At 46.6% G+C, this 12153-nt stretch carries 13 protein-coding genes; 10 read left to right on the top strand and 3 right to left on the bottom strand.

Going from position 1 to position 12153, the window contains the following annotated elements:
- Positions 1 to 113 precede the first annotated feature (113 nt).
- The 8 genes from infC to pheT all read left to right on the top strand — a co-directional run bounded on the left by infC (position 114) and on the right by pheT (position 7459).
- Positions 114 to 644: a translation initiation factor IF-3 gene (gene infC, locus ACY2IG_RS12505; protein ID WP_035406328.1), complete on the top strand. Its 531-nt coding sequence runs from the start codon at positions 114 to 116 to the stop codon at positions 642 to 644.
- Positions 645 to 671: 27 nt separating this feature from the next.
- Complete coding sequence (gene rpmI, locus ACY2IG_RS12500) at positions 672 to 866, top strand: 50S ribosomal protein L35 (protein ID WP_023469015.1); 195 nt, start codon at positions 672 to 674, stop codon at positions 864 to 866.
- 37 nt (positions 867 to 903) lie between these two features.
- Complete coding sequence (gene rplT / locus ACY2IG_RS12495; RefSeq protein WP_012371057.1) at positions 904 to 1263, top strand: 50S ribosomal protein L20; 360 nt, start codon at positions 904 to 906, stop codon at positions 1261 to 1263.
- Positions 1264 to 1381: 118 nt separating this feature from the next.
- Positions 1382 to 1864: a dUTP diphosphatase gene (locus ACY2IG_RS12490; RefSeq protein WP_035406331.1), complete on the top strand. Its 483-nt coding sequence runs from the start codon at positions 1382 to 1384 to the stop codon at positions 1862 to 1864.
- Between the two features lie 12 nt (positions 1865 to 1876).
- Positions 1877 to 2959, top strand: coding sequence for a M42 family metallopeptidase (locus ACY2IG_RS12485; RefSeq protein ID WP_029342316.1), 1083 nt, complete (start codon positions 1877 to 1879; stop codon positions 2957 to 2959).
- A gap of 7 nt (positions 2960 to 2966) precedes the next feature.
- Positions 2967 to 3719: a TrmH family RNA methyltransferase gene (locus ACY2IG_RS12480; protein ID WP_308101837.1), complete on the top strand. Its 753-nt coding sequence runs from the start codon at positions 2967 to 2969 to the stop codon at positions 3717 to 3719.
- Positions 3720 to 4027: 308 nt separating this feature from the next.
- Entirely contained in the window at positions 4028 to 5050 is a 1023-nt protein-coding gene (pheS, locus tag ACY2IG_RS12475) for a phenylalanine--tRNA ligase subunit alpha (RefSeq protein ID WP_056062640.1), read from the top strand.
- 12 nt (positions 5051 to 5062) lie between these two features.
- Positions 5063 to 7459 (top strand): phenylalanine--tRNA ligase subunit beta, encoded by a 2397-nt coding sequence (pheT, locus tag ACY2IG_RS12470; protein ID WP_462617982.1) that lies wholly within the window; start codon positions 5063 to 5065, stop codon positions 7457 to 7459.
- A gap of 67 nt (positions 7460 to 7526) precedes the next feature.
- Here the strand turns inward: pheT and ACY2IG_RS12465 are convergent, their stop codons facing one another.
- Positions 7527 to 8714: an MFS transporter gene (locus ACY2IG_RS12465; protein ID WP_035406338.1), complete on the bottom strand. Its 1188-nt coding sequence runs from the start codon at positions 8712 to 8714 to the stop codon at positions 7527 to 7529.
- Positions 8711 to 9139 (bottom strand): MarR family winged helix-turn-helix transcriptional regulator, encoded by a 429-nt coding sequence (locus ACY2IG_RS12460; RefSeq protein ID WP_035406341.1) that lies wholly within the window; start codon positions 9137 to 9139, stop codon positions 8711 to 8713. The genes ACY2IG_RS12465 and ACY2IG_RS12460 overlap by 4 nt, the downstream gene beginning before the upstream one ends.
- A gap of 248 nt (positions 9140 to 9387) precedes the next feature.
- Between ACY2IG_RS12460 and ACY2IG_RS12455 the strand changes: the two genes are divergently transcribed.
- Positions 9388 to 10854, top strand: a complete 1467-nt coding sequence (locus tag ACY2IG_RS12455; protein ID WP_462617981.1) for a UDP-N-acetylmuramoyl-L-alanyl-D-glutamate--2,6-diaminopimelate ligase — start codon at positions 9388 to 9390, stop codon at positions 10852 to 10854.
- 21 nt (positions 10855 to 10875) lie between these two features.
- Here the strand turns inward: ACY2IG_RS12455 and rnhC are convergent, their stop codons facing one another.
- The gene (rnhC, locus tag ACY2IG_RS12450) at positions 10876 to 11796 is read right to left on the bottom strand and encodes a ribonuclease HIII (protein WP_290772105.1); all 921 of its coding nucleotides are present in this window, start codon (positions 11794 to 11796) and stop codon (positions 10876 to 10878) included.
- 120 nt (positions 11797 to 11916) lie between these two features.
- On the opposite strand from rnhC, the gene zapA reads away from it, so the two are divergent.
- The gene (gene zapA, locus ACY2IG_RS12445; protein ID WP_029342308.1) at positions 11917 to 12153 is read left to right on the top strand and encodes a cell division protein ZapA; all 237 of its coding nucleotides are present in this window, start codon (positions 11917 to 11919) and stop codon (positions 12151 to 12153) included.

Here is a 12153-nt window from a genome sequence, read left to right as displayed (position 1 = left end):
ACGCAATGTATAGCAAATGCTGTGCCTTGGCGTTCCTTATGAGTGTGGGCGGGAAAAACTGCCGACGCTTTTTTTATAGCGTTTTCTATCATTCATTTTTCGTGCAATGCACGATGGAGGTGCTAACCATTAGCAAAGATCTGTTAATCAATGAAAGCATCCGTGCCCGGGAAGTTCGTCTTATCGGAGCGGATGGTGCTCAACTAGGTGTCCAATCACGCAACGAAGCGCTACGTCTCGCAGAGGAAGCGGAACTTGACCTCGTCATGGTCGCTCCACAAGCGACACCGCCAGTTTGTAAGATCATGGACTATGGTAAATACCGTTTCGAGATGCAAAAGAAGGACAAAGAAACTCGGAAGAATCAGAAAGTGATTCAGATGAAAGAAGTTCGTCTTAGCCCGACGATCGAGGAGAACGACTTCCAAACGAAATTCCGTAATGCGAAGAAATTCTTGGAGAATGGTAACAAAGTGAAAGCGAGTATTCGTTTCCGCGGTCGTGCCATCACTCACTCGGAAATCGGTAGACGCGTTCTCGAACGCCTCGCAACGGATTTAAGTGAGTTCGGTGTTGTGGAACAGAGACCGAAGATGGAAGGACGCAGCATGTTCCTCGTGCTTGCTCCTAAGAAAGAAGACTAATCGAATCGAAGTAGGAGGGAATCTCTCATGCCTAAAATGAAATCGCACCGCGGTGCTTCTAAACGTTTCAAACGTACTGCTTCTGGCAAATTGAAACGTGGTCGTGCTTACACAAGCCACTTGTTCGGTAACAAATCAACAAAAGCGAAACGTAAATTACGTAAAGCTAGCATGGTATCTACGGGTGACTTCAAACGCATCCGTCACATGATCGCGAAGTAATTTATCCAATCGTATACAGATTTAGGAGGGAATTTATATGCCACGCGTAAAAGGCGGATATACGACTCGTCAACGTCGTAAAAAACAACTCAAATTAGCTAAGGGCTACTACGGCTCGAAACATACACTCTTCAAGGTTGCGAAACAGCAAGTCATGAAATCTCTCATGTACGCTTACCGTGACCGTCGTCAAAAGAAACGTGACTTCCGTCGCCTCTGGATCACTCGGATCAATGCGGCAGCACGTATCAACGGTCTTTCTTACAGCCGCATGATGCATGGTCTTAAATTAGCAGGTATCGACGTTAACCGTAAGATGCTCGCTGACCTCGCAGTTACAGATGCAACTGCATTTGCTTCACTTGCTGACACAGCAAAAGCAAAATTGAACGCTTAAGTTCTACAATTCGTCGGGGAATTTAATTCTCCGACGTTTTTTTCGATTTAATGATAAAATAAGAAGGCACGTCGATGAGACGGTCATATGATTTTTTTAGATAGAAGGAGAATTAAAGATGGATTGGTTGACACTTTTTGAGATGCAAGAACAGTTGGATAAACGGATTCAGTCAGAACATCAATTAACAGGCAATCAATTCGACGAGCGTCTGCTTGCCTTATTGGTCGAACTCGGTGAACTTGCGAACGAGACACGTTGCTTTAAGTTCTGGTCGAACAAGGGACCATCCGCTCAAGTCACAATTCTTGAGGAATATGTCGATGGCGTCCATTTTCTACTCTCACTAGGTCTAGCGCTTGAGTACAAGAAGAGTCATTTTACAGAAGGTGACTTCTATTTGACAGCAACAGATGCTTTTTTAGACGTCTATAACAAAACGAACGTCTTTGCGATCTCGCGGACGGAACAAAGTTATGATGTTCTGATTGGTGCATACCTTGCATTAGGTGCTACACTAGGCTTTACACAGGATATGATTTTCAAGGCTTACATTTCTAAAAATGAAGCAAACCATGTGCGACAAGACAACGGTTACTAAGGAGGAAATCAGATGAACGAACAATTACATATGCTAAAACGTCTCACGGACGCAACAGGTGTACCGGGAAACGAAAAAGAAGTCCGGAGCCTCATGCGTGAATATTTAGAACCTCATGCAGAAGCATTCCACCAGGATGGTCTCGGTAGTCTGTTTGCTGAACATAAAGGCGCAGGCGAAGATGCACCACGTGTATTGATTGCTGGTCACATGGATGAAGTCGGATTCATGGTCACGAAGATCGATGAAAAAGGATTCCTTCGTTTCCAACCACTCGGCGGTTGGTGGGGTCAAGTCCTCTTGGCACAGCGTATGAACATTGTAACGTCATCTGGTGAAGTCATTCCAGGCGTAATCGGTGCAAAACCACCTCATGTTTTACCACCGGAAGCGCGCAATAAGCCGGTCGACATTAAAGATATGTTCATCGATATCGGTGCTTCATCAAAAGAAGAAGTCGACGGTTGGGGAATTCGTCCGGGTGATACGGTCGTTCCACATTGCGAATTTACTGTGATGAAAAATGAGAACTTCTTGATGGCAAAAGCGTGGGACAACCGGATTGGTTGTGCCATCGCAATCGAAGCAATCAAACGCTTAAAAGCAGACGGTCATCCGAACACGATTTTCGCAGGAGCGACTGTTCAGGAAGAAGTCGGGTTACGTGGGGCTCAAACCGTCGCACACCTGCTGAAACCATCAATCGCCTTTGCAGTCGATACAGGTATCCCAGGTGATACGCCAGGAATGACCGATCGTGAAGCATTGTCTAAATTAGGTGAAGGCGTTCAAGTCATCATGTTCGATGCAACGATGATCGCACATCGTGGATTGATCGATTTCGTGACGAAAGTCGCAACAGAAGAAAATATCAAGTATCAACTGGACTTAACGCCAGGTGGCGGAACGGATGCAGCAAAATTCCATTTGTCTAATACAGGTGTTCCATCACTTGCATTGACTGTACCGATCCGTTACTTGCACACGAACGTCTCAATCATGCATAAAGCCGATTTCGAGGCAGCCGTCGATTTAGTCGTTGCTGTCACAAAACGTCTTGATGCGGAGACCGTCCAAGCGATCTACGAGGGGTAATAAAATAATGAAGCACATCGCATCAGCAAAGAACGAAATCGTTAAACAATGGAAAAAACTCTTAACGAAAAAAGGACGTCTGCAGACGAACCGTTTCTTGATCGAAGGAGAACATCTGATTGAAGAAGCTGTTCGCGCTGGAATCGTCAAGGAATTGATCGTGCGTGAATCGTACCAAGTACCAGGTTCTTGGAAAAGAAATGCCGATGTCTTTACGATCGATGAAGCCGTCATCAAAGTACTGGCTGAGACGGAAACGTCGCAAGGCATCTTCGCTGTCTGTGAGATGAAACAAGCTTCGGCACAATTAGAACGAGGACGCTACTTGTTGCTCGATCGTCTACAAGATCCAGGGAACGTCGGGACGATGATTCGGACAGCTGACGCAGCTGGATTCGATGGTGTCGTCGTCGGACCGGGAACAGTTGACGTCTATAACGGAAAAGTCATCCGTGCGACGCAAGGATCGCTGTTCCACCTACCTGTCATCGCAATGCCGCTCGAAGAGGCAGTCAATGCACTGCACGAGCAAGGAATTGCGGTAATCGGCACGGCGTTAGAAGGAGCGACGTCTTATCAAACGATCGCACCGATGGATGCACTCGGTTTGATCATCGGGAACGAAGCACAAGGCGTTGCGCCAGAATTGCTCTCTTATTGTGATGAGCGTGCTTACATCCCGATTCGTGGTAAGGCAGAGTCATTGAATGCAGCAGTAGCAGCAGGCATTTTGCTCTATCATTTTGCAAGCGTGGATTGAAACCGACAAGCGTTCATGCTAAAGTGAACATCAGGAATACATCATGGACGTTGATGGAACAGAGTACGTTAGGGAACGATTCAATCAGGGAGAAGCGGTCGTAGACTGAAAACTGCTTCGTGAATCTGCTAACCGAATTCACTCCGGAGTCGCACGAGAGATCGTGACGGGATGCGCCCGTTATCGCGCAATTGGAGGACTTTTCGATTGAAAAGTCAAACAAGGGTGGTACCACGGTGTTTACATCGTCCCTTCGGCATTTGCCGGAGGGACGTTTTTTTATATCTTCAACTAAAGGAGTGGGAAAGATGCGCGAGCAATTAGAAGCGTTACGCGATGAAGCGTTGACATTAGTCGATCAGGCAACAACACAAAAAGATCTCAATGACGTTCGAGTCAAGTATCTCGGGAAAAAGGGACCAATTACGGAAGTATTACGAGGAATGGGAAAGTTATCAGCGGAAGAACGACCAGTCGTCGGTGAGATCGCGAATACGGTTCGTCAAGCGATCCAAGAGCAACTCGAACAACGTCTGACAGCTGTTAAACAGCAGGAGATGGATGCGAAACTGGCAGCGGAAGCGATTGACGTCACATTACCAGGACGTCCGAAAAAGGTCGGTCATGCGCACCTCTTGCAACAGGTGTCAGATGAGATCGAAGACATCTTCGTCGGACTCGGTTATACGATTGCGGAAGGTCCAGAAGTCGAGCAAGATCTTTTCAACTTCGAGATGTTGAATCTGCCGAAGGATCACCCAGCACGTGATATGCAAGATTCATTCTACATCACGGAAGAAATCTTGATGCGAACGCATACGTCGCCGGTCCAAGCACGGACGATGCTCGCTTCTAAAGGTGAACCGATCCGCATTCTTTGCCCAGGTAAAGTCTATCGTCGAGACGAAGATGATGCGACGCACTCGCATCAATTCATGCAAGTCGAAGGACTAGTCGTCGGAGAATCGATTTCGATGGCAGACTTAAAAGGAACGCTTGAAGCCTTCGCGAAGCAGATGTTCGGTGAAGCACGTGAAGTCCGCTTACGTCCAAGTTTCTTCCCGTTCACGGAGCCGTCCGTCGAAGTCGACGTTTCGTGTTTCAAATGTGGCGGTAAAGGATGCAACATCTGTAAACAGACGGGTTGGATTGAAATTCTAGGTGCTGGAATGGTTCATCCTCACGTTCTCGAAATGGCCGAATATGATAGCACGAAAATGTCAGGTTTTGCATTCGGAATGGGCATCGAACGGATTGCCATGTTGAAATACGGTGTCGATGATATTCGCCACTTCTATACGAATGACGTTCGCTTCAGCGAACAGTTTTAAGGGGGAACGCAGATGTTAGTCTCAAAACAATGGTTGAACGAATATGTGGATGTCAGTCATACATCAGGACAAGACCTGGCTGATTTGATTACTAAGAGTGGAATCGAAGTCGAAGGCGTCGATGTCCGGGATGAAGCGTTAAACAACATCGTCGTCGGACGTGTGTTAACGAAAGAAAAACATCCAGAAGCAGATAAATTAAACGTTACGACAGTTGACATCGGACAAGACGAACCAGTTCAAATCGTTTGTGGTGCACCGAACGTCGAAGCAGGACAAGATGTCATCGTCGCGCGTGTCGGAGCTCGCTTGCCAGGGATTAAAATTAAACGTGCCAAATTGCGCGGTGTCGTCTCGGAAGGGATGATCTGTTCACTCGAAGAACTCGGATTCGAAAAAAAATATATCCGAGAAGATGAGCAGGACGGGATCCATACGTTCCGTGAACCAGTCACACCAGGACAAGACGTCTTGGAATTACTCGGTCTTCGCGACGAAATCCTCGAACTTGGCTTAACACCGAACCGTTCGGACTGTCTCAGCATGTATGGTGTCGCACACGAAGTGGCCGCGCTTTATGACACGACACCGACTTTCCCGGTCGTTGAAGTCAAAGAAGCAGAGCCAGCGACGACAGTAGAAGTGACGCTTGATTCAGAAGACTGCTCGTTCTACGCGGCACGAGAAATCCAAGGGGTGACGATTCAAGAATCACCGACTTGGTTAAAAAACCGCTTGATCGCGAACGGCATTCGTCCGATCAACAACGTCGTCGACGTCACGAACTTCGTTTTACTTGAAACAGGTCAGCCGCTTCATTCATTTGATGCCGAAAAACTCGGGAAACAAATCGTCGTGCGTCAAGCACGTGCAGGGGAGTCATTCACGACGCTCGACGAAGTCGAGCGGACACTTGATTCTTCGATGCTCGTCATCACAGACGGTGAACGCCCGGTCGCGCTTGCTGGAGTCATGGGTGGAGCAAATACCGAAGTGGACGGAAATACGACATCGATCATTTTAGAGTCTGCTTATTTCGCACCGATTTCTGTCCGGAAGACGAGCCGTGTTCTTGGACTCCGTTCTGACTCGAGTGCGCGTTTTGAAAAAGGTGTCGACCCACGTCGTGTCTTGTTAGCACTCGATCGTGCTGCAGCTTTGATTGCTGAACTTTCGGGTGGAACGGTTCAAGCCGGTGTCGCTCAAGCCGGAACGCTCGAGCTTGACGATCATTTGATTGAAGCGAGTGTCTCGTACATCAATCATCGTCTTGGTATGGAAATTGAAGGAACGGTCATGCAAACGTTACTCGAACGTCTTGGTCTCGGTGTTGAATTATCGGGGGATGCCTTGACTGTCAGCGTACCGACTCGCCGCCAAGATTTGAAAATTCCGGCTGATTTAGCGGAAGAGGTCGCACGTCTCTATGGATATGATGCACTGACTTCAAGCTTACCGTCTGAAGCGAGCCGTGGTTTCTTACCGAAACGGAACATCCATCGTCGTCATTTACGTCGGACATTGCAGGGAGCGGGTCTCTCACAAGCGATCACGTATTCATTGACGAGCGAGCAACGCGCGATGCAATTCAATGAACGGGAAGATCTGCATCCAGTCAAACTGGCGATGCCAATCAGTGAAGCACGTTCGACATTGCGGACATCACTCATTCCGGGACTCCTTGAAGTCGCACAACATAACGTCGCTCGACAGCATGCAGATGTCGCATTCTATGAACTCGGTAGTGTTTATCTACAACGAGATGCTTCACTTGAGACACTTCCAATCGAACAAGAAATGATTGGTGGCGTCGCAGTTGGTGTATCAGAACAACACCGTGCTCATGGCACACTTGTTAAAACAGATTTCTTCGTCATGAAAGGAATCGTCGAGACACTCGCTTCTGCAGTCGGTATCACGTTGACGTTTGAGGCAGCGAGCATTCCATCGATGCACCCAGGGCGGACGGCACGTATTCTGCTTGATGGAGAAGCAATCGGATTCGTCGGTCAAGTGCATCCTGGTCTGTCAAAAGAACAGTATGGTCTAAAAGAAGTGTACGTCTTCGAGTTAGAGGCAATGGCATTGCGTTCGAAGGAAGAACAGGTCTACTCGGAAATCTCACGTTTCCCATCGATGACACGTGACTTAGCAATCGTCGTTGAGCGATCAGTGACGGCACAATCAATCGTCGATGTCATGACGGAGGCGGCCGGTCCACTTCTACAGGCAATCGAATTATTCGATGTCTATACGGGAGAGAACGTTGGAGAACATAAAAAATCGTTCGCCTTCTCTCTTCGTTACCAAAACAAAGAACGGACGCTCGTCGACGAAGAGATTACGACAGCGCAACAGCGAGTCGTTGATGCAGTGAAAGAAACTTTCAATGCGGAACTTCGTGCATAATCAGAATGAAAAAAACAGCCGCTTTCCTCTTAGAGGAAGGTGGCTGTTTTCGTTTGACGAGATAGATTTAAGAAGCTAGTTCTTCTGCTTCAGATGATGTAGCTTGTCGTTTCGTAAAGATAAAGTACAGTAGACCACTTACGAGAACGATTAGACTACAGGATAAGAACATATTCGAATAGCCGATACCGCTTGCGACTGTGGCGAGAATCAAGGCACCGATTCCGAAGCCCGTGTCGTAAGCAAGGAAAAAGGTCGAGATGGCTTTCCCTTTCTGTGCGGGAGGTGCGAAATTCAAGAGAACGGTTTGAAGACCCGGGAAGATAGACGCCGAACCGACACCAATGATGACGGCAGCAGTCAATAAACCGGCAAAAGAAGGATACATGCCGAGAATGACAAAGCCAATCATATAAAGAACAAACGATGGCAATAACACGAATGCGGCACCCCGCTGGTCGAACAGTTTTCCGGCAATTGGTCGAATCCCGACCATTCCAAGAGCAACTAACGCATAAAAATAAGAAGCATATGCCACATGTCCGATCGAGTCCGTATACAGTGAAATGAACGCTGAAGTACTAGAAATTGCAACGCCTGCCAAAAGGGTCGCTACTAACAAAAGTGGACGCGATAAAAAGAGAGACTGGCTTAAACGAAATGCGGATGTGCTTGGAATATGTTGGCTTGTTAGTGGCAAACGCATCATTAACAATAAGGCGATGATGGCTAGGGCAGCAACCGTGACGAAATAAAGAGCAAAGGCTTTTTCTTGAATAAAGGTTAGACCGATGACAGGACCAAGAACGGATGCCAAGTTCATCGATAGTACAAAATATCCCATACCTTCGCCTTGACGTGTTTTTGGGATCAATGTCGTGACAGCGAGACTGATTGAAGAAGACAACATCCCAAAACTAAAACCATGAATGATACGGATGATGATCAAATAGAAGAATGATTCCAGTGGTAGGACGAGCAGGTAACAAATGCTCATCATTGTAAAGAGAGTCGCAGAGATCATCAAGACGCGCTTCAAATCGTAACGATCCAACCAGTGACCAATCAATGGACGAGAACAGACCGTTGCCAGGATGAAGCTAGTCACAATCCATCCGAGTGCTGAAGCAGAGACTGGAAACTGCTTAGCAGCCAGTAAAGGCAGTGAGGCATTGAGTAGGTAAAACGTGATGAAGAGCAATAGATTGATGACCAACGTCATGACGTAATGACGTGAAAATAATCGAGTGGTCATGAGGATTCCTCCTGTCGATGTAGAGTGAGTAAGTGTGTCATCCATTCACCGAGTTGTTGCTGATCGGTAAGGGGGAAGGTGGCAAGTAATCGTTGATGTGTCTCTTGGACAGCAGCGTCGATTTGGTCGAACCGTTCGATGGCTAAAGGTGTCAACGAGACGAAGTGTGTTCGTCCTTCTTTCGTTCGAGTGATGAATCCGAGTGTCTCAAGACGTGAAACGGTTTTTGTCACAGCTGGTTTTTCGATGATCAAATAATGTGCCAATTGAACTTGTGAAACAGGTTGTAATAACGCAACTGCTTTCAATAGCGCCCATTGACCCGTATGTAAGGAATATGGAGCTAAGGTAGCATCAACTTCTCGTTTGACGAGACGTGATACTTTGGATAATTGTCCGAGGACATCTTCTTGGGTATAAAGCATTTTTATTTCTCCTTTAGTTAACTAGTTAACCTTAAGAGTGTATCAAAGCTGGGTGAGAGGTGCAAGATGAAAAAACTTCTTGCATGTATTAACAGGAATGAGGTTCTTAAATGAAAAAGATTAAGCAATGCTCGAACGGGGTATGTTCCGTAAAAGGGTATTTGTTCAACTTAAAACATCGAGTGCTTACTCTTACGATAAGTTGACTGTACTATTTGGACATAGAGAGAAGAAAGGAAGAGTACATCATGAATCGACTAGCGAAGCTTCTGACTGAATTATTGCCAATTCCTATAAATGAAGCAATCAATCCATTGATCACGAATATCGCCACCGATTCACGTCAAATCAAACCGAATGGACTGTTTATTTGTATCAACGGTTACACCGTTGATGGTCACGATTATATCAATCAAGCAATCAAAAATGGAGCTGTGGCAATTTTGGCTGAACGGCCGTTTCCCAACTGTCCAGTTCCTATCATCATCGTATCGGATACAAAACGACTTGCGGGTCAAGTCGCGAATCGCTTTTATAACCAACCGAGTCAAAAAATGCGTGTTTATGGTGTAACAGGAACGAACGGAAAAACGACGACAACGAAATTAGCGTACGATCTCTTTCGGGCGACTGGTGTGAAAGCCGGCATGATCAGCACGGTCGGTGCACGGATCGATGAAGAATTCATCGAGACGCCAAATACGACGCCCGAAGCGATCATTCTGCATCGATTATTGTTCGAGATGGTTGAACAAGGCGTGACGGATTGTATTATTGAAGTGTCTTCTCATGCGCTCGCTGAAGGGAGAGTCGAGGGAGTTTCCTTCCATTCGGCAGCCTTTACGAATTTATCGCATGATCATCTTGATTATCATCATTCGATGGAAGAGTACGCCAAGACGAAAGCTTTGTTATTTCAACAAGTTGCTGCGTCAAACGGACAGACCATCGTCTTAAATCGAGAAGACGGTTGGAGTCGTGTCATGCGAGATGCCGCACCTTTGCAACCAGTTATTTGGTATACGACGCAACCACACCGGACGTCACAAATCGCAGTCGAATGGCTGACCGACACCATCAATGTCCGGATCGATGAGACGACGACACGTGTACCGACAGCTTTACTTGGTGAATTCAATGCGGCGAATTTAGCGGCAGCAATGGGATTATTGCGGGCAGGCAATGCCAATCTGTATGCACTGATTCGTCATATTCCAGAACTGGAGTTACCGAAAGGACGACTTGAACGACTGGAATGGACTTCTTGCGAAATCTATCTCGATTATGCGCATACCCCAGATGGTCTAGAAAAATGTTTACAGGCACTTACTTATATAGGCGAGTCGCTATCGATTGTCTTGAGTGCAGCTGGAGAGCGTGACCGATCAAAACGAGCGGAGATGGGACGAATCGCAAGTAAATATTGCGAACATATCATAGCAACTGTTCATGATGCGAGATCAGAGGCTCCGAATCAGATCATCGATGAGTTAATTGTTGATGTTCCGAAAGAGCGGTTAATTGGGTGTCACACGTCTCGTCATGAAGCACTCGTACAAGCCGCGCATCTCGCACATCGAGGGCAACGCGTCGTCATTGTCGGAAAAGGGCATGATGAGGTGGAACGAATCGGAACTAAAACGATTCCATTTAATGAAAAACATATACTGCTTGCGGAACTAGAACGGCTGTCTAAAGGAGAATCCGTCATTTAAAAACCGACCATTCCGCAAGGGTCATGGTCGGTTTCGTTTCGTAGCTAATTGTTGTGCCTTTTTTGTATTCGCAAAATGAGCTTTCGTCCAGTCACGCAGTTTGTCAGAGCCATAACGTAAAATCAGTGAAGCTGCGACTTGGTCAACCTTGGCGCCAGCACCTTTAGGAATGACGACACCTGTTGACTCACTTAACTTGTCCATTTCCTTAAGAAAAATCGCACGAGCGATGATGGATGAAGCAGCGACGGCAACATGAAGTTGTTCCGCTTTAGTCGAGAAGTAGACATTTTCTCGAACAGGATTCACGACACCAGATAGGTGTTTATAATAGACACTTTTTTCGGCGAACTGATCAATTAAAATCGCTTCTGGTTTCGTCTCCAGTTGGTCAAGAAGCCGCTCGATTACATCATTATGCATCAGGGCAGTCATCTTTCCTTGAGTCATCGACCGTTGCATCTGATTGTATTCTGGATTATGTAGAATACGATATGTGTACGGAATGACAGCATGGAGATCGCGAGCAATTCGACGAATCTCGATATCGTTCAAATGTTTGGAGTCTCGGACACCGAGTTCGTGAAGAAGTGCGATCTGCTTTCGATCAACAAAGGAAGCGGCGACGACGAGTGGACCAAAGAAATCGCCTTTCCCGACTTCGTCACTACCAACGACGGACCATTCCGAAAAACCATTCGGTAACGTTGAAACAAGTGGTTCTTTCGACTTAGTCGGCGAAGCCGTACCGAAACGTGTAGCGATAGCTTCGGCTTGCGGTCCTTGAAACATCACTTTTCCAGAATTATAAATCGTGATGACACAACCAGGAATCTTAGCAGCAAAACGGGCATACGGAGGAGACTTCGTCTCGTTCTGTTTGAAGTTCTGTATGACTAAGTCCTGTTTTTCTTTAGATAAGCGTAAAACGGTCGTTCCCATAGGCTAACCTCCCTTTCCGGGATTAAGCATACCATCCTTAAGACCGATGGGGGACTTCTTTTCCTAAAACGAAAATGATGGTACTATATGAAAGAAGCAAAGTATGAGGAGGACAGAAAAATGGCTGATTCAGAAGGGTTGAACCGGACGACGATTCATATCGCAGGCAATGATTATACGATTGTCGGAACGGAGTCGCCAGAACACGTACGCGAAGTGGGTCTCCTCGTAGATACGAAGATTCGAGAAATCCGAGAACAAGCACCACAACTCGACGTTCGTCAAATCGCCGTCCTAGCGGCGCTTAATATTGGTAGTGATTATGTAAAAATTAAAAAGAATTTGGGTGAACTATAA

The sequence above is a fragment of the Exiguobacterium sp. EF_C8 genome, from assembly GCF_054956715.1.
This window is presented reverse-complemented; position numbering and strand designations above follow the sequence as displayed.